The sequence below is a fragment of the Paraciimarium castrense LEGE 11436 genome (assembly GCF_056633055.1).
This window is the reverse complement of record NZ_JBSJOW010000002.1, coordinates 17,764-38,095: the sequence shown is the minus strand read 5'-3', so window position 1 is coordinate 38,095 and position 20,332 is coordinate 17,764. Positions and strand designations below refer to the sequence as shown.

16 protein-coding genes are annotated in these 20,332 nt (G+C 66.7%); 7 read left to right on the top strand and 9 right to left on the bottom strand.

What is annotated here, in order from left to right; all coding sequences use genetic code 11:
- Positions 1 to 77: 77 nt before the first annotated feature.
- Genes ACWJIO_RS03995 through ACWJIO_RS03980 form a run of 4 tightly spaced genes read left to right on the top strand, consistent with a single transcriptional unit; the run spans position 78 to position 3,416 of the window.
- Positions 78 to 1,403, top strand: coding sequence for a phospholipase D-like domain-containing protein (locus ACWJIO_RS03995; protein ID WP_480311578.1), 1,326 nt, complete (start codon positions 78 to 80; stop codon positions 1,401 to 1,403).
- Positions 1,404 to 1,419: 16 nt separating this feature from the next.
- Positions 1,420 to 1,662: a hypothetical protein gene (locus ACWJIO_RS03990; RefSeq protein ID WP_186698543.1), complete on the top strand. Its 243-nt coding sequence runs from the start codon at positions 1,420 to 1,422 to the stop codon at positions 1,660 to 1,662.
- A 49-nt stretch (positions 1,663 to 1,711) separates the two neighbouring features.
- Positions 1,712 to 2,947: an FAD-dependent monooxygenase gene (locus ACWJIO_RS03985; protein WP_480311575.1), complete on the top strand. Its 1,236-nt coding sequence runs from the start codon at positions 1,712 to 1,714 to the stop codon at positions 2,945 to 2,947.
- 34 nt (positions 2,948 to 2,981) lie between these two features.
- Positions 2,982 to 3,416, top strand: coding sequence for a hypothetical protein (locus ACWJIO_RS03980; RefSeq protein ID WP_480311574.1), 435 nt, complete (start codon positions 2,982 to 2,984; stop codon positions 3,414 to 3,416).
- A gap of 31 nt (positions 3,417 to 3,447) precedes the next feature.
- Here ACWJIO_RS03980 and ACWJIO_RS03975 read toward each other — a convergent pair whose 3' ends face one another.
- A complete protein-coding gene (locus ACWJIO_RS03975) occupies positions 3,448 to 3,816 on the bottom strand; it encodes a hypothetical protein (RefSeq protein ID WP_480311947.1) in 369 nt (122 codons plus the stop codon).
- A gap of 220 nt (positions 3,817 to 4,036) precedes the next feature.
- Between ACWJIO_RS03975 and ACWJIO_RS03970 the strand changes: the two genes are divergently transcribed.
- Positions 4,037 to 5,710 carry an alpha-D-glucose phosphate-specific phosphoglucomutase gene (locus ACWJIO_RS03970; RefSeq protein WP_480311573.1) on the top strand — a complete coding sequence of 558 codons (1,674 nt, stop codon included), beginning with the start codon at positions 4,037 to 4,039 and terminating at the stop codon, positions 5,708 to 5,710.
- Between the two features lie 20 nt (positions 5,711 to 5,730).
- Here ACWJIO_RS03970 and ACWJIO_RS03965 read toward each other — a convergent pair whose 3' ends face one another.
- The 5 genes from ACWJIO_RS03965 to ACWJIO_RS03945 form a co-directional block, all read right to left on the bottom strand.
- Complete coding sequence (locus ACWJIO_RS03965; RefSeq protein WP_480311572.1) at positions 5,731 to 9,030, bottom strand: efflux RND transporter permease subunit; 3,300 nt, start codon at positions 9,028 to 9,030, stop codon at positions 5,731 to 5,733.
- Between the two features lie 6 nt (positions 9,031 to 9,036).
- On the bottom strand, positions 9,037 to 10,065 hold the full coding sequence (locus ACWJIO_RS03960) for an efflux RND transporter periplasmic adaptor subunit (protein ID WP_480311571.1): 1,029 nt from the start codon (positions 10,063 to 10,065) through the stop codon (positions 9,037 to 9,039).
- A 163-nt stretch (positions 10,066 to 10,228) separates the two neighbouring features.
- Positions 10,229 to 10,528 (bottom strand): hypothetical protein, encoded by a 300-nt coding sequence (locus tag ACWJIO_RS03955; RefSeq protein ID WP_480311569.1) that lies wholly within the window; start codon positions 10,526 to 10,528, stop codon positions 10,229 to 10,231.
- A 9-nt stretch (positions 10,529 to 10,537) separates the two neighbouring features.
- Positions 10,538 to 13,969, bottom strand: coding sequence for an efflux RND transporter permease subunit (locus tag ACWJIO_RS03950; protein WP_480311567.1), 3,432 nt, complete (start codon positions 13,967 to 13,969; stop codon positions 10,538 to 10,540).
- A 51-nt stretch (positions 13,970 to 14,020) separates the two neighbouring features.
- Complete coding sequence (locus tag ACWJIO_RS03945) at positions 14,021 to 15,121, bottom strand: efflux RND transporter periplasmic adaptor subunit (RefSeq protein ID WP_480311566.1); 1,101 nt, start codon at positions 15,119 to 15,121, stop codon at positions 14,021 to 14,023.
- Between the two features lie 151 nt (positions 15,122 to 15,272).
- On the opposite strand from ACWJIO_RS03945, the gene ACWJIO_RS03940 reads away from it, so the two are divergent.
- Positions 15,273 to 17,480 (top strand): AAA family ATPase, encoded by a 2,208-nt coding sequence (locus ACWJIO_RS03940; protein WP_480311946.1) that lies wholly within the window; start codon positions 15,273 to 15,275, stop codon positions 17,478 to 17,480.
- A 47-nt stretch (positions 17,481 to 17,527) separates the two neighbouring features.
- Here ACWJIO_RS03940 and ACWJIO_RS03935 read toward each other — a convergent pair whose 3' ends face one another.
- The gene (locus ACWJIO_RS03935; RefSeq protein ID WP_480311565.1) at positions 17,528 to 18,202 is read right to left on the bottom strand and encodes an alpha/beta hydrolase; all 675 of its coding nucleotides are present in this window, start codon (positions 18,200 to 18,202) and stop codon (positions 17,528 to 17,530) included.
- A gap of 176 nt (positions 18,203 to 18,378) precedes the next feature.
- On the opposite strand from ACWJIO_RS03935, the gene bcp reads away from it, so the two are divergent.
- Entirely contained in the window at positions 18,379 to 18,846 is a 468-nt protein-coding gene (bcp, locus tag ACWJIO_RS03930) for a thioredoxin-dependent thiol peroxidase (RefSeq protein WP_480311564.1), read from the top strand.
- Here the strand turns inward: bcp and ACWJIO_RS03925 are convergent.
- Together ACWJIO_RS03925 and ACWJIO_RS03920 are read right to left on the bottom strand one after the other, a co-directional pair.
- Positions 18,824 to 19,540, bottom strand: coding sequence for a type III pantothenate kinase (locus ACWJIO_RS03925; RefSeq protein ID WP_480311563.1), 717 nt, complete (start codon positions 19,538 to 19,540; stop codon positions 18,824 to 18,826). The two genes, bcp and ACWJIO_RS03925, sit on opposite strands and share 23 nt — an antisense overlap.
- Positions 19,527 to 20,294 (bottom strand): phosphoadenylyl-sulfate reductase, encoded by a 768-nt coding sequence (locus ACWJIO_RS03920; RefSeq protein ID WP_480311562.1) that lies wholly within the window; start codon positions 20,292 to 20,294, stop codon positions 19,527 to 19,529. Before ACWJIO_RS03920 ends, ACWJIO_RS03925 begins: the two co-directional genes overlap by 14 nt.
- Positions 20,295 to 20,332: the final 38 nt, after the last annotated feature.

The following is a 20,332-nucleotide window of genomic DNA, read 5'->3' as shown; positions in this document are numbered from 1 at the left end:
CAAGCACCCCTGAGATCCGACGTGGCCTGAACCTGGCTCTGCTCGCGGCTGCTGGGCTGCTGGTCGGCTGCACAGGTGTGGCCAGGGTCGGCGGTGCCCCGCAGCCCGAGCCGCCCCTGCCCCAGGGGTTCTCCGTAGCGTTCAACCACCGGCTGGGCAACCGCTACCGGAGCCCTGTGAGCGGCGAGTGGCGCCAGGGCGACGACCTGGAGGCGATGCTGCTCAGCGCCATCGCCTCAGCCCGTCGCAGCATCCTGGTGGCCGTTCAGGAACTCTCCCTGCCCCGGGTGGCTGAGGCCCTGGTGGCCCAGCAACGGCGCGGCATCAGGGTGCAGGTGGTGCTGGAGAACACCTACAGCCAGGCGTGGTCGGAGCAGCACCTGGCCGAGCTCACTCCCCGGGAGCGACGGCGGCACCAGCAGCTCCAGGCCCTCGGCGGGGGGGATGCGGTGGCGATCCTGCGGCGCGGCGGCGTGCCGATGCTGGATGACACCGCCGATGGCAGCGCCGGCAGTGGCCTGATGCACCACAAGTTCCTGGTGGTCGATGGGGCGGTGGTGGTGACGGGCTCCGCCAACTTCACCGCCTCGGGCCTCCATGGCGATGCGGGCGCCCCCCAGAGCCGCGGCAATGTGAATCACTTGCTTCGGATCGAGAGCCTGGAGCTGGCCGCCCTGTTCAGCGCCGAATTCAGCCGCCTGTGGGGGGACGGTCCGGGGGGTGCGGCCGACAGTCGCTTCGGCCTGGGCAAGGACAGCCCCGGGCTGCAGAGGGTGAGGGTGCGGGGCACCCCCGTGGCGGTGCTGTTCGCACCCCATCGGCGCCGTGATAGCGCCAATGGCCTGCAGCAGCTGGACAGCCTGCTCAAGCAGACGGGCCGCAGCGCCGATCTGGCCCTGTTCGTGTTCTCCGATCAGCAGCTGGGCGACACCCTGGGGCAGCTGAACCGCCGCGGCGTGGCGATCCGGCTGCTGGCCGACCCGGGCTTTGCCAACCGCTCCTTCAGCGAAGTGCTGGATCTGCTGGGGGTGGCCCTGCCCGATCACCGCTGTGCCCTGGAGGCGGGCAACGCCCCCCACAGCAAGCCCCTCGAGGGGGTCGGCACCCCGCGCCTGGCCGCCGGCGACAAGATGCACCACAAGCTGGCGGTGCTCGACCAGCGGACCGTGGTCACCGGCTCCTTCAACTGGAGCCCGAGTGCCGCCCACCAGAACGATGAAACCCTGTTGATCATCGAGTCGCCCCAGCTGGCGGCCCATTTCAGCCGGGAAATCGACCGTCTCTGGAAAGGGGCGGAGCTCGGCATCACCGCCCGGCTGCAGCGCAAACGCGACCGTCAACTGCGGCTCTGTGGCCGTGGCCGGCAACGGCTGGGCCAGGATGGCCCCGTACGATCTGGCTAGAGAAGCTCCACTGCTGATGGACTCAAGATCCGCCGCCAAGGCTGAATCGACCACCCTTGATGCGATCCAACTGATGTTGCGGGATCTTCAGACCCGCCATGACGAAATTCGCCACCGGGCTGCGTTCCGGGGTTGCACGAAGGAGCTCCTGGATGTGCAACAGGAGCTGGTGGATTACCTGCTCACCAAAAAGAGCCAACTGATGGGCCAGAGTGAGAGAGAAAGCCTCACCAACCGCAACTACAACGCCTTCCTCTGATCCCTTACCGGACACCGCCCCCTGCGCAACCGGCCCTTCCGTTGTGGTGGTGGGAGCAGGCCCGGCGGGCGCCTGCCTGGCCCTGCTGCTGGCCCAGCGCGGTGTGCCGGTGACCCTGGTGGAAGCGGCCTCCAGGCTGGAGCGCCAGTTCCGCGGAGAAGCCCTGATGCCCCACGGTCTGGAGGCCCTCAAGGCGATGGGGCTGGCAGAGGAGCTGGCCCACCTGCCCCACCGCACCCTGTCGGGCTGGCGCTTCTGTCTCGATGGCCAGCCCCTGTTCCGGGTGGCCGAGCCGCTGGAGGGGGAGGACCAGCCCAGCTGCACCCTGGTGAGCCAGCCGGCCCTGCTGGCAGCGGTGATCGCCCGCCTGCGGGCCCTCGGCAACGCCCGCGTGTTGCTGGGCCAGCGGGTAAGCGGCCTGATGCGGCAGGCCGGCCGCATCAGCGGCGTGCAGCTGGCCGGGGGCGAACAGTTGCCGGCCAGCCTGGTGGTGGCCTGCGACGGGCGCCAGTCGAGCCTGCGCGAGGCGGCCGGGCTGGAGCTCAGGCGCAGGGCCAGTGCGATCGACGTGCTCTGGTTCGCCCTTCCGGAGACCGGTGCTGATCCCCTGGAGGGCGATTTCACCACAATGGTGGGCGCCGAGGGCATCTTCAGCGCCTTTGTGTCCGCCAGCGGTGGCCTGCAGCTGGGCTGGGTGCTGCAGGCCGGCGCCGCCGAGCCCAGCCTCTCCCCGCGCCAGTGGCTGGAACGCATGGCCCGCCAGAGCCCCCCCCGGCTGGCCTCCGCGCTGCGCTCCCAGCCCCGCGAGCCGGGCGAGCCGATGCGGCTGCGGGTGGAGGTGGGCCTGGCCAAGCGATGGTGGTGCCCTGGCCTGCTGTTGCTGGGGGATGCCGCCCACCCGATGAGTCCGGTGCGGGCCCAGGGCATCAACCTGGCGCTGCGGGATGCCTGGGTGGCCGGCCAGCTGCTGGGGGAGGCCCTGGCCAACGCCCCGGCCCAGGAGGGCAGCGCCCTGGCCGAGAGCAGCGCCCTGGCCGAGAGCCTCGATGCGGTTCTGGCCAGGATCGAGGCACTGCGGCAGCCCGAAACCCTTGGCCTGCAGGCCCTGCAGGCCAAGGAGGCCGCCCGCGGCCTCTGGCTGCAGCGGCAGGGCGGGCTGCGTCGCCTGCTCAGGGCGGGTTCAGCCTGGTTGGCACCGCCCCTGGCCGGCCACTGGCGGCACAGTCAGCGCCCCCTGCGCCTGGGCCTCACCGGCCTGACCACCTGGGGCGAAGATTCGCCGTAATGATGGGGAGGCGTCCAGTGCCTTCAGCCCCGCCATGAAACGCCCTGCCCCGCTGCTGGTTCCCGCCCTGGCCGTGCTGGCCTTGACTGCTCTGGGCCAGGGGCCCGTCAGGGCTCGTGACCCTGACTACCCCAGCCAGGATCTGTTGCGTCAGCTGCAGCTCAACACGATCGCCTGCGGCCGTGACAACCTGGCACCCGACTGCGATCAGGCCCGCAGCGCCGCCGATCCCCTGCTCGACCATCCGAGGCTGAGCGGCAACTGCAAGGACTCGCTCTGGATGATCAGCCAGGAGGCTGTGGTGGTGCCCCGCAACGACTTCCAAAGGCGCGAGCGGCTGATTGGCGAAGCCTCAGACATGATTCGCTTCTGCAGGCAGCTGAGCCAGCCCCTGAGGACCACCAGTCCGGCTCCAAGGCCCCAGGCTCCCGGCGGCGGCCGGGGATTCGGGCTGGTCCCCGGCTCCTGAGGGCCGCAGCGGCAGCGGCGGCGGCGCGGGCCTACAGCGCGCTGGCCTCCCCCGGGGCAGGGCTGCTGGTCACGGAGAGATCCAGAACCTTCTGGGAGGTGGTGTCCATGAACGGCAGTGTCCAGTTCAGTTGCACCACCGCATGATCGGCGAGTTGGCAGAGGGGATTGCTCTGGCCGGCCGCCTCACAACTGGCTGAGAGGCCCAGCAGGGCATTGGTGAGCTTGCCCCGCAGGCAGCTCTCCGCGCCGCCCCGGCTCAGCACCGCCTCGGCGGCCTGGCGCGTGTGCTGCACGGCCTGGTCGTAGGTCCTGGCTCGGGCCCCGCCCGCCAGGCAGGCGGGCTGCGCAGAGGCCCTGTCGACACCAACACCCAGGGATGCCAGGGTCAAGGCTGACACAGCCAAAATGGCCCCAACCAGCTGCGTTGGGGCCCGCAGGGGCGAGATTGGGCCTCGTAGCCGACGCCGTGGCCGGCCAGCAGCGGCATGGACAGGCATGGTCTGCAGCGGCGTAAAGACCTCCACCCTAACCAGAGCACAAAGCTGTGCCAGGCGTTGCCCACGACCCAGGAGACCACTCGGGCCAGCGGTAGTTTGGGGGCCCCCCAACCGGCGCCCCATGGCCTTTACCGTTCGGCAGGTGCCCCTCGCCCAGCCGTTCAGCGACCAGCGACCGGGCACCTCCGGCCTGCGCAAGAGCAGCCGCCAATTCGCCACTCCCCACTACCTCGAGAGCTTCATTGAGGCGATCTTCCAGGTGCTGCCCGGCATGGAGGGCGGCACCCTGGTGCTGGGCGGCGACGGTCGCTACGGCAACCGCCACGCCATTGAGGTGATCTGCCGCATGGCGGCCGCCCATGGCCTGGCCCGGGTGATCACCACCACAGACGGCATTCTCTCGACCCCGGCCGCCTCCCATCTGATCCGTGAACGCCAGGCCATCGGCGGCATCATCCTCTCGGCCAGCCATAACCCCGGCGGCCCCGAGGGGGACTTCGGCGTCAAGCTGAACGGAGCCAATGGCGGGCCAGCTCCCGAATCCCTCACCGACGCCATCTATGCGGTGACCCAGCGGTTGGAGAGCTATCGCATCGCCGAAGCGCCCAGCGGGGAGCCGGCCAGTGCAGACACGGAAGCCGCCCGGCGCCTCGACGCCCCTGGCCAGTGGAGTCTCGGGCAGCTGCAGGTGGAGGTGATCGACGGCGTGGAGGGCTATGTGGCCCTGATGCAGCAGCTGTTCGACTTCGACGCCATCACCGACCTGCTGCGCTCAGGCTTCCCGATCGCCTTCGATGCCATGCATGCGGTGACGGGCCCCTACGCCAAGCGGATCCTGGAGGGGCTGCTGGGCGCTCCGGCGGGCACCGTGCGCCATGGCGTTCCTCTTGAGGATTTCGGCGGGGGCCACCCGGATCCCAATCTCACCTATGCCCATGAGCTGGCCTCTCTGTTGCTGGAGGGGGACGCCTACCGCTTCGGGGCCGCCTGTGATGGAGACGGCGACCGCAACATGATCCTGGGCCGTCACTGCTTCGTGAACCCCAGTGACAGCCTGGCGGTGCTCACCGCCAACGCCAGCCTGGCCCCGGGCTATGCCGGCGGCCTGGCCGGGGTGGCCCGCTCCATGCCCACCAGCGGCGCCGCCGACGTGGTGGCCAAAGAGCTGGGCATCGACTGTTTTGAGACCCCCACGGGCTGGAAATTCTTCGGCAATCTGCTCGATGCCGGCCGGATCACCCTCTGCGGCGAGGAGAGTTTCGGCACCGGCAGCCACCACATCCGCGAGAAGGACGGCCTCTGGGCGGTGCTGTTCTGGCTGCAGATCCTGGCCAGCCGGCGCTGCTCGGTGGCGGAGATCATGGCCGCCCACTGGGCACGCTTCGGCCGGCACTACTACTCCCGCCATGACTATGAGGCCGTGGCCAGCGAGGCGGCCCATGCGCTCTACGGGCGGGTCAAGGCCATGCAGCCCGGCCTGATCGGCCAGGGCTTCGCCGGCCGCACCATCGCGCTGGCCGACGACTTCGCCTACACCGACCCGGTGGATGGCTCCGTGAGCGGCGGCCAGGGCCTGCGCCTGCTGCTCGATGACGGCAGCCGCGTGGTGCTGCGCCTCTCCGGCACCGGCACCCAGGGGGCCACCCTGAGGGTGTATCTGGAGAGCTACGTGCCGCCAGGAGGCGCGCTGCAGCAGGACCCCCAGGTCGCCCTGGGCGATCTGATCAGCGCCATCGACGCCCTGGCCGAAATCCGCAGCCGCACCGGCATGGAGAGGCCCACGGTGATCACCTGAGCGATCCTCAGCTGAGGAGATCACCTGAGAGCAGAACTGACCTCAGCCTCGGGGGCCGCGTCGTCATCGTTGCGGCCGCCGAACCAGCGCTCCTCCAGCCCTTTCACCGTCACGTAAAACGGCGGCACAACCCCAAGGGAAAGCACAGTGGCGACAAGCAATCCGCCAAAGATCACCGTGCCCAGCGACTGCTGACTGTTCGCTCCTGCCGTGCTGGCCAGCACCAGGGGCAGGAAGCCGGCCAGGGCCGCGATGGCCGTCATCAGGATCGGCCGCAGCCGCGATTCGGCCGCGGCGATGGCCGCTTCCGCCGCCCCCATGCCTTCCTGCAGGTGCAGCTCTGCGACCTCCACGATCAGGATGCCGTTCTTGGCCGCCAGCCCGATCAGGGTCACCAGCCCCACCTGGGCATAGATGTTGAGATCGATCGAGCGCAGGGCCAGAAAGGCCAGGGCCCCGAGCATGGCCAGGGGCACGGTCATCAGGATCACAACGGGCGTCACATAGCTCTCGTACTGGGCGGAGAGCACCAGATACACAATCAGCACCCCTAGCCCAAACACCAGCACACTGGCATTACCGGCTGAGAGTTGCAGCGCCGCAATGCCGGTGAAGGCGTAGCCGATGTTGTTGAAGTCAAGCCTGGTGAAGATCTTCTGAATGGCTGCCAGCGCCTGCCCAGAACTCTTCCCCACAGCCTCCGCACCCTGAACCAGGATCGTGCGGTAGAGGTTGTAGTGACTGATCACGGGGGGGGCACTGGTCAGTTCACTAGTGGCGAACTGAGACACCTGCACCAGGTCGCCATCCTGGCTGCGCACGTAGTAACTCAGCACATCATCCAGCTCGCCTCGGCCAGCGGCATCGGCCTGCACATAGATGTTGCGAGCCTGGCCACTTTCATAGGTCAGTCCTGAAAAGTTACCCCCTGCCAACACGGCAATCGTCTGCATCGCCTGCTGGAAATCCACATTCAGGCTGCCCATGATCGAGCGGTCGATCTTGAGGCCAAAGGCCGGTGCACTGGGGATGAACTGGGTGTAGAGGTTGGAGAAGAAACCACTGCCCTGCCCGGTGGCCACCAGTTTCTGGGCCAGGCCATCGAGCTCGTTGAAGCTGTAGGAGCCGTTGGAGAGATCGTTGAACTGGAAGTAGAAGCCACTCTGGGCCGAGAAGCCCGGAATGGCCGGCGGCTGGGCAGCTCGCGCCAGGCCCAGGCTGAGTTTGGAGAGCTTCTCATTGAGGCGATCCACAATGGCAGGGGCTTTGTGATCCGTGCCGGAGCGCTCCTCGAGTGGCCTCAGTCCAAAGAAGAAGAGGCCCTGATCAGGGCTGCTGCCATTGAAGCCGGCACCGCTGATGATGCCGGCACTGGTGACATCCTCCTCCTGCTTGAGCACGGCAGCAATCTGTTCACCCAGCTTCTGCGTCTGGCTGAGGGAAGCCCCGTTCTGGAGCTGATAGAAGCCCAACCCGAAACCCTGATCTTCCTCAGGGATGAAGGCCGTGGGCAGCGCACCGAAGGCCACCACGGTGAGGGCGATGCCCCCCAGCAACGCCGCGAGGATGACTCTGCGGCGGTGGATCAGCATGGCGATCAACCCCGCATAGCCTTTCTCAAGGCGGGCAAAACCTCTGTTGAACAGCGAGAAGATCGCCCCAAGCCGGCTGCCCGCAATGCCGAACACCAGCACGCCGGCCACATAGGCCCCCGGCCCGAAGGAGGCCGCACTGAAACGCCCGAAGGCCAGGCCCACCAGCACGCCGGCCAGGATCCAGCCCCATCCCCTCGGCTGCGGCGGTTTCTCAGCACGCAGCACCAGGGCCGCCAGCATCGGCGAGAAGGTGAGCGCATTGAAGGCGGAGATGGCGATCGAAAAGGCAATCGTGAGCGCAAACTGGCGGTAAATGATGCCAATCCCACCCGGGTAGAACGCCACCGGCACGAACACAGCCATCAGCACCAAGGCCGTGGCAATGAGGGCACCGATCAGTTCACCCATGCACTCCAAAGCCGCTTGCCTGGGGCGCAGGCCTGCTTCGATGTTCCTGGCCACCGCCTCGATCACCACGATGGCGTCATCCACCACCAGACCCGTGGCCAGCACCAACCCCAACAGGGTGAGTTGATTGATCGAAAAGCCGAACACCTTGATGAAAGCAAAGGTGCCCACCAGCGAGATCGGAATGGCCAGGGTCGGCACCACCGTGGCGCGCCAATCCTGAAGAAAAAGGAACAGGATCACCAACACCAGCACGATGGCCAGCCCAAGGGCATCAATCACCCCATCCACCGCTGCCTCAATGAACTGGCCCACGTCGTAGATCTGGGTGAGGATCACACCGGGTGGCAATCTGTCGGTGAACTCAGCCATCAACGCCACCACCGCCTGAGACACCTGCAGTGCATTGCTCTCCGGTGTCTGATAGACGCCGATGGTGATGGCAGGATGGGCCTCAATATCCACGCCCTGGGTGGCGAAGGTGTTGAAGCCATACCTGGCCTCGCCCACATCCTGAAGACGCAACAGATTGCCCTGAGGTGAACGGCCGACGATCAACTGGTTGAGGTCATCAACCGATACGAGATTGCCGTTGTTCTCCACCAGGATGGGATAGGTGAAGGCCTGGTTGCCACTCGCAGGCGGCCCTCCCACAAGCCCACCGATCGCAACGGTGTTCTGGCTCTGCACCGCCGAAACCACCTGGTCAGCGGTGAGCTGATTGGCCGCCAGCCTGACCGGGTCCACGAACAACCAGAAGGCTGGATTGCTACCTCCAAAAAGAGTGACCTGAGCCACTCCTGGAACGCGGCCTAGCTGGTAGTAAAGCTGCTCGTAGATCAGGCCATTAAGATAGGCGGCATCAAATTGTCCTTCCGTAGAGGACACCTGATAAGCCAGCAGGATAGAAGGGGTGGTCTGAATGACAGAAACACCCGTACTGGACACCTGGGATGGCAATTGAGGCATTGCCAGGGAAACCCTGTTTTGCACATTGACTTGGTCAATATTGATATCAGTGCCCTCATCGAAGAACACATTGACGGTGCTCTGACCGGTATTCGTCGTCAGCGAGGAAATGTAGGCTGCATTGGGCACCCCGTTGATCTGCTGTTCGAGCACATTGGTCACAGCCTGCTCGGTAACCAGGGAGTTGGCCCCTCCATAGGTGGCCGTGACCTGAATCTGGGGTGGAGCAATCGCTGGCAGATTCTCGATCGGCAGAGTTGGAATCGCAATCAGCCCGATCAGCACGATCAGAATGCTGCAGACCGTCGTGAGGACCGGTCGCTTGATGAAACGATCTGAGAGTGACATGAACCCTCAGCTGGCTGCAGCAATGCTGACAGGCATGCCGTTGCGTAACAGGGCTGTATTGCTCACCACCACCCGGTCACCTGCAGAGATGCCAGACAAGACCGGATAGCTGTTGCCCTGCAGCGGCCCCAGCTTGACGGCGGTCTGTACAACCACTGTCGTGGAGGGGGGCAGCTTCTCCAGCCGCTCGCGGGTGGCCTCGGGAATGTCTTTCGAGCCGCGGATCTTCGGCAGAATGGTGCTCAGTTGCTCAATGCGATAGACAAACGGCTGCTGGGCCTGCATCGATACGGCCTGCACCGGTACGGCCAGCTGCTGACTGATCTCGGTGATGATCCGGTTCTGCACAAACTGACCGGTTTTCAGCTGGTCAGCGGAATTGGGAAATTCCGCCTTGACCAGCACGGTGTTGGGGGACGTGCTACTGCCGCTCACGCCGAAGTAAGGCGAGATGAACACCACCTGGCCCGTGGCGGTAACCGGCGGGTTGCCCTGGGTACGCAACTGAACCTGCTGCCCCAGACGGACCCGGGAGGCCTGGATCGCTGGCACGTCCATCAGAGTCCAGAGTCGCCGGTTGTCGACAATGCCGGTGATCGCCTGGCCCTTCCGCACAAAGTCGCCGAGTTTCACAGAGTCGAGATCACCGATTTCTCCAGCGATGGGCGCACGCACCACCTTGTAACCGAGATTGGCCGCCTGGACCTTGACCTGATCACGACTCTCGATCGCCTGGGTGACATAGAAATCCCTCTCCTTGGTGGAGACTGCGCCCTGCTGATTCAGAAAGATGTAACGCTCTGCATTCACCTGGTTCTTGCGCGCCTCGGCCTTGCTGGCATCGAGGGTGGCGCTCTCCTGCACGTTGTCGAGCACCAGGATCGGCTGGCCGGCCTGAACCTGCTGGCCCTGTCGGGCCAGGATCTGCACGACCCGTCCCTCGGCCTCGGGTCGCAAGGACACATCCGTGGTGGAGGACAGGCGGCTCATGACCTCAATCGCCGGCGTGAAGGTGTCCTTGCCCAGGGTGGCCACTTGGACCTGCAGCGGTGAGCGGGCCTCGGGTGACCTCGCTGCGCAGGCACTGCTCAACAGCACCACAGCAGCAACAGTGACGCGGAGCACAGGTGGTTGGCAGCTGCCCCAAGGTAACCGGACAGGGCAGCCCTGGCCCTCTTCTGATGGCTGAGGGATCGCGTCAGCGGCGCAGCCTCCTGCGGTTGCGGTAGGCCGGATCGGTGCAGGCGGTCTGCAACTGGCGAATGGATTCGATCGCCAGGCCGCTCAGCCCCCCGGCCGCTGCCAGGAGGCGTCGGAGCCATTGCAACTCCTCGGGGTCGATCTCGTTGGGGGTGTGGGCCACGATCGACTCCATGAAAATGCCGATCGCGCCACCGATCACCACACCCACCAGCAGGGCGATCAGCACCTTGCGACCGTTCATCACCGGGGGACGGCGGGCGGCTGAACGCGGGGAATCGGGCTTGATCTCGCTCATGGTTGGGCTTCAGGGCTGCAGTCCTGGGGTTGGCCCGGGCCCTGGCTCCTGCTCAGCATCGCCGCCCATCAGCGCCTTGACAACCACATAGAACACCGGCACCACCAGCAGGGAGAGCACAGTGGCCACCAGCAGACCGCCGAACACCACTGTGCCCAGGGAGGCCTGGCTGCGGGCACCGGCGCCGCTGGCCACCACCAGGGGCAGGAAGCCGAACAGGGAGGAGATGGCCGTCATGATGATCGGCCGCAGCCTGGCCCGGGCCGCGTCCCGGGCCGCCTCCAGCGCTCGGGCACCGGCGGCCATGCGCTGGTTGGCCAGGTCCACGATCAGGATGCCGTTCTTGGCCGCCAGGCCGATCAACATCACCAGCCCCACCTGGGCATAGATGTTGAGCACCTCACCGCGCAGGGCCAGGAAGGCCAGTGCCCCCAGCATCGCCGTGGGCACTGTCATGAGGATGATCAGGGGATCGGCATAGCTCTCGTACTGGGCAGCCAGCACCAGGTACACCACCAGGATGCCAAGGGCGAAGATCACCACCGCCAGGGCACCTGCCTTCACCTCCTCCCGGGAGATGCCTGTCCAGTCGAAGCCCAGGCCCTGGAGAGACTGGCCCTCAAAAATCTGACGCATGCTGTTGATGGCCTGGCCGGAACTCTTGCCCGCCGCTGGCTGGCCATCGATCTTGATCGAGCGGTAGAGGTTGAAGTGGGGCACCACGGCGGGACCCTCGATCGATCGCACCGTGAAGAATTCCGAGAGCGGCACCTGTTCGCCGGCGCTGTTGCTCACGTACAGGGACTTGAGGCGCTCGGGGGTGGCCCGGGTGATGTCATTGGCCTGTACGAAAACCCGGCGCACCTTGCCCTCCTGGAAGGTGTCATTCACGTAGAGGCCACCGAAGTTGATGCTGAAGGAGCGCATCGCCTCCCCGAAGTCCACCCCCAGGGAAGCCAGCCGATCCCTGTCCACGTCGATCGCCAGCTGGGGGGCGGCCGGCGAGAACTGGGTGCGCACCGGTGGTGCGGAGCTGAAGGTGGGGTCGGCGTTGGCGGCTTGAATGAGCTGGCCTGCCGCAGCGAAGAATTCCGGCAGATCAAAGCGGCCCCCACTGCGATCGAGCAGCTGGAACTCAAAGCCACCGGACTGGCCATAGCCGGGAATCGAGGGAGGCTCCACCACCACCACCCTGGCCTCCTGGATCTCCTGGGCGAAGCGCCGGTTCAGCCTCCCCACAATCGCTTCCACGGACTGATCCGGATTGGTCCTCTCGCTCCAGTTGCGGGTGCCTAAGAAGAAGAGACCGTTGTTGGGGGCATTGCCGTCAAAACTGGCGCCACTGAACAGGGCGGCCGTCGTGATCTCCTTTTCCTCACGCAGGATCGCGGCCACCTTGGCGTTGATCCGATCGGTGACCTGAATCGATCCCCCGTCCGGCGCTTGCAACACACCGATGGCATACCCCTGATCTTCCACTGGCACGAAGCCACCCGGGATGGCACTGAAGGCCACACCCGTGAGCACGATGCCTCCCGCCAGCACGGCCATCACCAGGCCTCGCCGACCCAGCACCCAATCCAGCAGGCCGTGGTAGCGACGCTCCATGCCGGCGTAGAAGCCGTTGAAGCGCCGGAAGATCAGCGGAGTGAACCAGCCCAGCGTGATGCCCAGCGCCGTGAACGCCAGCACCACGATCGGGCTGGTGCCCCCGGCCAGCAGCAACCCGCTCACGGCGCCACCGATCACGAAGGGCAGGCGCAGCGGCAATCCCGTGATCAGACGCAGCGCGTACCCCACCACCAGGCCCACCGCGAGGGCCACCAAGCTGCCGAAAACACCGCTACCGGCGCTGAGCACGCCGTAGACGAAACCGATGGCCCCACCTGCGATCGCATAGGTTCGCCGCCCTGGGGGCTCGCCCTCCTGGGCCAGCAGCAGGGCCGCCAGCATCGGCGAGAAGGTGAGGGCATTGAAGGTGGAGATCGCCACCGAGAAGATGATCGTGGCGGCGAACTGCTTGTAGATCGCCCCGGTGGCGCCGGGGAAGAACAGCACCGGCAGGAACACCGCAAACAGCACCACCGAGGTGGCAATCACCGCTGTGAACAGCTCATCCATGGTTCCCATGGCCGCCTGCACCGCCGTCTTGCCTTCGGCTTTTTTGGTGGAGGTGTCTTCGATCACGGTGATCGCATCATCCACCACCAGCCCAGTGGCCAGAATCAAGCCGAACAGGGTGAGCTGATTGAGCGAGAACCCGAACGCATTCACCAGGGCAAAGGTGCCGATCAAGGCCACGGGAATGGCAATCCCAGGCACCAGCGTGGCTTTCCAGTCCTGCAGAAAGAGAAACAGAATCAGCACCACGAGCATCACCGCATCCCGCAGGGAGCTCACCACCCCTTGAATCGAGGCGTTGATGAAATCAGTGCTGTCGTAGATCTTCTCCATTTTCAGGCCCACCGGCATGCTTGCCTCGAATTCATCGAGCACCTCCTTGATGCCCTCGGATGTATCCAGAGCATTGGTGCCGCCCAGCTGGTACACCGCCATACCAACCGAAGGCACGCCATTGATGTCGGTGGCCTGCAGAGCATAATTTTCCCCTCCCAGGCTGGCCTCACCCACATCGCGGAACCGCACCACAGCACCCTCGGGTGTGTTGCGCACGATCATGTTGTTGAACTCCTCAACGTTGATCAAGCGACCCTGGAGCTGCACGGTGAAGGTGAACTGCTGTCCTGCAGGAGCGGGTTCGCCGCCCACCTGGCCCGCCGGTACCAACCGGTTCTGGCTCCTCAGGGCATTCACCACATCATTGGAGGTGAGCCCGAAGGCAGCCAGCTTGTCAGGATCGAGCCAGAGCCGGAAAGCCAGGCGGCGTTCGCCGAAATAGGTGAGGTCACCAACCCCGGGAACACGCCGGATCGAATCGGTGAGGTTTTGATCCAGCAAGCCGCTGATGGTTTCAGCAGAGTAACTGATTCTCTCGGGATCTTCGCTTGTAAAATTATAAACAAGCAGAATCTGATTGGAGGCCTTGTTCACCACCACGCCAGACTGACGCACTTCATCCGGCAGCGACGGGTTGGCCAGGGCCACCCTGTTCTGCACATTCACCTGGTTGATATCTGGATCCGTGCCGCTGTTGAACGACACCGTGATCTCACTGCGGCCATCGGCGGAGCTGCTGGAGCTGATGAAGTCCATCCCCTCCACCCCATTGAGCTGCTGCTCCAGCACGTTCGTGACGCCCTGTTCCACCGTGATGGCATCGGCACCGCCGTAGAGGGAACTCACGTTCACCGTGGGCGGCGCGATATCAGGGAGGCTCTCGATCGGCAGCACGGGGATCGAGATCAAACCGGCGATCACGATGATCAGGCTGCACACCGTGGTGAGCACCGGCCGAACGATGAAGGAATTGGAGGGCGACACAGGGGCAGATCGGCAGGTCCGGAAAGCTCAGCAGTTCAGGAGCTCAGGGGTTCAGTTGAGCTTCACCGGGCTGCCGTGGCGCAGGTTGAGCAGGTTGGTGGTGATCACCTGAGCTCCGGGCCCGACCCCCTCCAGAACGGCATAGCGGTTGTTCTGGAGGGGGCCGAGGCGCACGGGGGTCTGCAGGGCGAAGCGGGTGCTGGGGGGCAGCTTGCTCAGCTGTTCCAGGGGGGCTTTGCCGGGCTGGCGGCGCAGGTCGCTGAGGGTGCCGAGGCGATACACGAAACTCTGCCCGGACGACTGGGTCACAGCAGCGAAGGGAACCGCAGGCAGGGTCTGGCGCTCCAGCTCCACCAGGGTCTGGAGTCGCAGGCCGGTGCGCAGGGTGCCGCTGGGATTGGGCAGCTCCGCCTTCACCAGCAGGCCCTGGCTGGAGGCCGTCACCACCGGATCGATGAAGTCGATCTGGCCTCGCACCAGGGTGCCGCTGGCGTCTGGGCGCCGCACGGTCACGGACTGGCCCACCCGCACCCGGGCCGACTGGACGGCCGGGATGTCGATCCGCATCAGCAGCCTGTCGTTGCGGATCACCTTGGTGAAAGGGGTGCCGGCCTGCACCACATCCCCCTGCCTCACTTCCAGATCACTCACCACGCCGGCGATCGGAGCCCGCAGGTTGCTGAAGGCGAGGTCGGCCTCGCGGGCCTTGACCTCCTCATTGGCCTGCAGGCAGCGGGCCCGGAAGCTGTCGCGCTGCAGCACGCTCGCCGCACCCTTGGCGGCCAGGAAATCGAAGCGGCGGAAGTCGATGCAGAGGTTGTCGCGCTCCTCGCTGGTGGCGGCGAGCTGGGCGCGGGCCTGGGTCTGGTCGAGCTGCAGGATCGGCTGGCCCTGCTGAACCAGTTGCCCCTCCCGCACCAGCAGGCGGTCGATGCGGCCCGTGGCGCGGGTGGCCAGGGACACCTCATCGAGGGCCTCCAGGGTGCCGATGGTGTCCACGCTGTCCTGAAAGGCTGCTGTTTCCACCGGCACAGCAGCAACCCCCACCACCCGCGGCGGCGGCGGCGGCGGCTGGGCACAGCCCACCAGTACCAATCCCGTGGACGTGAGCGCCAGCGCCAAAACTGCCCGGGCGCTATGCCGTTCCCGCAAAAGAAGCCCAAGCCACTGGGCGACAGTCTGGAGGATGGCGGTGCCTGCTGCCAGCCGACGCGGCAGGCGCCAGGATCGTCCACAGCGCACCATCGCGGCAGCCCCCTTGAGCGACCTGTTCAGCCATCACGGTGAGCAGCGGCGCCAGGCCATGGCGCCGCTCGCGGATCGGCTGCGGCCCCAGGCCCTGGAGGACTTCGTGGGCCAGGAGGCGATCCTGGGGCCCGGTCGGCTGCTGCGGCGCGCCATCGCCGCTGACCGGGTGGGCAACCTGATCCTGCATGGGCCACCCGGCACGGGCAAGACCACCCTGGCGCGGATCATCGCCGGCAGCACCCGCGCCCACTTCACGAGCCTCAATGCCGTGCTCTCGGGGGTGAAGGACCTGCGCAGCGCCGTGGAGGAGGCCCGCCGGCGCCTCGAGCAGCACGGCCTGCGCACACTGCTGTTCGTCGATGAGGTGCACCGCTTCAACACCGCCCAGCAGGACGCGCTGCTGCCCTGGGTGGAGAACGGCACGGTGACCCTGATCGGCGCCACCACCGAGAACCCCTACTTCGAGGTGAACAAGGCGCTGGTGAGCCGTTCGCGGCTGTTTCGGCTGCAGCCCCTGGAGGCCCCCCAGCTGCGGCAGTTGCTGCAGCGGGCCCTCCGCGACCCTGAGCAGGGCTATGGCCAGCTGACGGTGCAGGTCAGTGCCGAGGCTGCCGATCACCTCGTGGATGTGGCCGGTGGCGATGCCCGCAGCCTGCTCAATGCCCTGGAGCTGGCGGTCGAGACCACCGCGCCCGGGCCCGAGGGGACGATCCGGATCGATCTGGCGATCGCCGAGGAGTCGATCCAGCAGCGCGCCGTGCTCTACGACAAGCAGGGGGATGCCCACTTCGACACGATCAGCGCCTTCATCAAGGCCCTGCGCGGCAGCGACGCCGATGCGGCCCTGTTCTGGCTGGCCCGGATGGTGGAGGCGGGGGAGAACCCCCGCTTCATCTTCCGGCGCATGCTGATCGCGGCGGGAGAGGATGTGGGCCTGGCCGATCCCCAGGCGGTGGTGGTGGTGGAGGCCTGCGCCGCCGCCTTCGAGCGGGTGGGGCTGCCGGAGGGCCTCTACCCCCTCGCCCAGGCAGCGCTCTACCTGGCCGCCACCGAGAAGAGCAACAGCGTGCTCGGCTTCTTTGACGCCCTCAAGTGCGTGCGTCAGGCCCATCGCCAGCAGGTGCCATCCCACCTGCGCGACGCCAACCGCGATGGCGAGGCCTTCGGGGACGGCATCGGCTACCGCTACCCCCACGCCTACGCGGAGCACTGGGTGGCGCAGCAATACCTGCCCGACAGCCTGCAGGGGCAGCTGTTCTGGCAGCCCGGGGGCCTGGGTTGGGAGGGGGGGCGGCGGCAACGCCTGCAGCAGCGTCGGGCCGCCCAGCTGGCCGCGGCCGCCGAGAGCGCGGCCGAGGGGGGAGAGATCCTCAGTGGCAGTCCGGAGGACCCTCACCTGGAGCGCTGGCTGCAGCGGCAGGCCGCGGCCGAGGGCTCCCGCCTGGATCAGCTGCGCCGGCGCTTCTGGGCTGGGGCCCGCTGGCAGCGCCACGACCGGGTGCTGGTGCTGGAGGCCCACTCCCTGCTGTGGGCCCTCGATCCCCTCGAGGCCACCCCCGAGGGCGGCGTGGTGATGACCGTGCCCAGCGAGGCCGAGCGGCAGCGGCTCGCCGCCCAGCTGCAGGTGCTCGATGCCCTGCGCCGCCCGGAGATTCTGGTGGTGCCACCCGACGACCCCACCGCCCTGCTGCAGGCCCTCGGCGCCGGGGCCGCCGGGCGCTTCGAGTGGATCGCGGCACGCCATCCCTGGCGTCAGGCCAGCGCTCCCGTGCTGACCGCCTGGATCGGAGCCCTGGTGCCGCTGCTGAGCGCCGGCGGCCAGGGACGGCTGCTGTTCAGCCAGCCCCAGCTGGGACCGGCTGAGGCGCTGCAGCGCATCTGGTCCAGCGGCGCACCACCGGCAGCGCTGGCCAGGATCGTCAGCGCCGAACAGCAGGCCCTGGCGCCCAGCCAGCCCCCCCTCGCAGCCGTGGTGGAGATCCTGCAGCACCACGGGGCAAGCCTGGGCCGGGAGTGCTGGGACGAGGCCATCCCGTTCACCCTGGACAGCGGTCGCATCGAGCGCTGGCTGGCGCCTGAGAGCCGGTACAGAGAAGCCCTGGAAGCCCAGCTGGGGGCCAACGAAGCGGCAGCGGCCCTGGACATGATGGCGACCCTGCTGCGCCAGAACCTGGGGCGTTGCCTTCCCCAGACCCTCGCCCACACCCTTGTGCAGGTGGGGGGGGCCAGGGAGCGCCTGAACAGCAAAAAGCCCCGGGAATAGCCCGGGGCTGACAGAAGCACTGAGGCGGCTGGCCCTGGGGCCGAGGCTCACCAGAGGCCGCGGATCGGCATCGGCTCAGCCATGGGGGCAGGGGCGGGAGCCGTGGTACGCACTTCAGCCACGGGATCGGCCATCTGGTTGGCCTGGATGCAGGCCGGCAGGAACACGTACCAGGACAGCAGGGAGGTGCATTGGGCATCACCCTGGCAACGACCCTCGGCGCAGACGTTCTGGGCACCGGTGTAGGTGCCGCAGAAATCGGCCAGGCGCATGTCGGTGGGCAGGGCGGTCATGATGCCGGCCGAGGAGATTTCCCCGTCACGGGCGTCTTCAATGATCGCGGAGCGCAACGCCTGAACGGCGTAGGTGTTCATGCTCCAGTAGGGGAAGTAGCTGGTGGACTGGTCCTTGAGGAACTTGACGCCGTCATCGGAGTAGAGGAAGCGGGTGACGCCCACGAGATCCACGTCGTAGGTCTTCTTCATGCCGTCACGCACCTCATCGGCCGTCCAGCCGGAGTTCTGCAGGCCGCCCTGGAGGCCGCGATCCGTGACATCACCGGTTTCCAGGTAGGTGTCAACGGCACCCTGGTCGGTCGACCAGACAGCGCCTCCGGTGTTCCAGCGCATGGGCAGATTGTTATCGACTGCAGCCGAGGCGGGCAGGGCGGAAGTAGTCAGGGCCGCACCAACGAACAGTCCGGCCAGCAGGCTCTTGATCACGAGTGTTGAGTCAATTCATTCATCAAAGTAGCCTTCGCTGCCACCCTTGCCCGCAAGGCGCAAGACGAGTCAACAAACCGACACCCTCGCTCCAAGCGACCTGGCACCCCAGACCATCAAGCCACCTCCGATCGAGGCGAGCCCGTAATCTTTCCCTAGTGTCCGTTGCCTGAACGATGGCCCTGGCGATCGGCGATGCCGCCCCGCAATTCATTCTGCCAGACCAGAACGGCTCCCCCGTGAGCCTTGAGAGCCTCAGGGGCCAGAAGGTGGTGGTGTACTTCTATCCGAAGGACGACACCCCTGGCTGCACCAAGGAAGCCTGCAACTTCCGCGACCAGTGGAGCGCCTTCGCCGATCACGGCATCACCGTGCTCGGGATCAGCAAGGACGGGGCCAGCAGCCACGCCAAGTTCATCGCCAAGTACACCCTGCCCTTCACCCTGCTCAGCGACGCCGAACCCTGCCCCGTGGCCACGGCCTACGAGAGCTACGGCCTCAAGACCTTCATGGGCCGCGAATACATGGGCATGATGCGGCACACCTTCGTGATCGATGCCGAGGGCAAGCTGGAGCGGATCTACACCAAGGTGAAGGCCGACAGCATGGCGGACACCATCCTCAGCGACCTGGGGCTGGCCTGAGCCTGGCCAGGGCCCGCAGGGCCAGATCAGGGTCGGAGCCTCGACCCAGCAGACCAGCGAGTGCGGCTCCATCACCGCCGGTGATCCAGAGCGTGCAGCCGGGCGTGAGCTGGCAGGCCTCCCGCCAGGCCATCTCCACGGCGGCGGCCAGTCCGCGCAGCACGCCTGAGCGCATCGCCATGGCGGTGTCGCTGGGCCAGTCCTCCGGGGGATCCAGCTCCCGCCCTTCCGGCTCCAGTGGGCCGAGACCGGCCGGGAGCTGGGCCGTTGCGGCCGCCAGGGCCCGCCACTGCAGCGCCGCCCCTGCCAGGATCCGGCCGCCGGCGAAACGTCCATCGCCCCCAACCCGGGTGAGGCTGAGGGCCGTGCCCGCATCGGCAACGAGCACCGGCCCGGCGCTCTGCTGCCAGGCCTGCCAGCCCACCAGGGCCCGATCAACCCCCAGCCAGGCAGGCGCCGCAACCAGCGGCACCTGCTCCAGAGCCAAGCGCGTGGCAGGGTCGAGCCCCTGCTGAACCGCCACTGGGCCCACCGCCGCCCAGGCCGTTGGTGCGAGGCCTTGGCCCGCATCGGCTGCGGGGGCACCACTCCAGCAGTGCAACCGATCCTGGCGGCCGCGGGCCCAGTGCCAGCGGCTGTTGCCGATCAGCAGCCACAGGCCTGGATCTTCCTCCGCCGGATCAGATGCCCTCACCCATCAACCCGGGCAGGTGGATGCCGCACTCCTGTTGAAGCCCACCGAAGCGGGTGGAACGGCCAGGGCTGGAGCCGTCGTCCGGGCCACTGGAATGCCAGTCACCGACGCTGGAATAGCCCTGGGCAAACAGGGGGTGCTGGGGCAGCTGGTGCTCCTCCATGTAGTAGTACACCTCGCGGTTGCTCCAGTTGAGCAGGGGCCGCAGGGCCCAACGGTTCCGCACGGCGTCGAGCACGTCCATGCCGCGGCGGTGCTCGGTCTGGGATCCGCGCACTCCGCTGGCCCAGCAGGCCACAGCGAGCTGCTGCAGGGCCTGATCCAGCGGCTCCACCTTGCGGATGCGGTGGTAAGTCTCCATGTCTTCAACCCGACCGGTCTCCCAGAGCCGGCCGTGCAGGGCCTCCATGCGGGCGGGGCTGAGACTGGCCTGGGCCACGTGCAGGTCGATGCTGAGCTGCCCGCGCAGCTGCTCGGCGTAGTGGTACGTCTCGGGAGGGAGATAGCCGGTATCGACCCAGATCACGGGCACCCGCAGATGGCGCTGCTGCCCCAGGGCGCTCACCATGTGCAGCAGCACCGCAGATTGGATGCCGAAACTGGTGGTGATGGCGAAGCCGTCACCAAACATGTCCAGCGCCCAGGCCAACTGCTCCTGAGGGGAGAGCCCCACCAGACAGCGCCGGGACGGCTCCAGGGACACCACCTGGCCGCTGCGGTCGGTGGGCAGGGTTGGGGCCTGTGCAATCACCATTGACCCATCATCGCTCCTTGGCCAGACCACTGGTTAGG

Coding starts and splice junctions, on each gene's coding strand:
- ACWJIO_RS03990 (WP_186698543.1), top strand. CDS start 1,420: ATGGACTCAAGATCCGCCGCCAAGGCTGAATCGACCACCCTTGATGCG.
- ACWJIO_RS03980 (WP_480311574.1), top strand. CDS start 2,982: ATGAAACGCCCTGCCCCGCTGCTGGTTCCCGCCCTGGCCGTGCTGGCC.
- ACWJIO_RS03970 (WP_480311573.1), top strand. CDS start 4,037: ATGGCCTTTACCGTTCGGCAGGTGCCCCTCGCCCAGCCGTTCAGCGAC.
- ACWJIO_RS03965 (WP_480311572.1), bottom strand. CDS start 9,030: ATGTCACTCTCAGATCGTTTCATCAAGCGACCGGTCCTCACGACGGTC.
- ACWJIO_RS03955 (WP_480311569.1), bottom strand. CDS start 10,528: ATGAGCGAGATCAAGCCCGATTCCCCGCGTTCAGCCGCCCGCCGTCCC.
- ACWJIO_RS03940 (WP_480311946.1), top strand. CDS start 15,273: ATGGCGCCGCTCGCGGATCGGCTGCGGCCCCAGGCCCTGGAGGACTTC.
- bcp (WP_480311564.1), top strand. CDS start 18,379: ATGGCCCTGGCGATCGGCGATGCCGCCCCGCAATTCATTCTGCCAGAC.
- ACWJIO_RS03920 (WP_480311562.1), bottom strand. CDS start 20,294: ATGGTGATTGCACAGGCCCCAACCCTGCCCACCGACCGCAGCGGCCAG.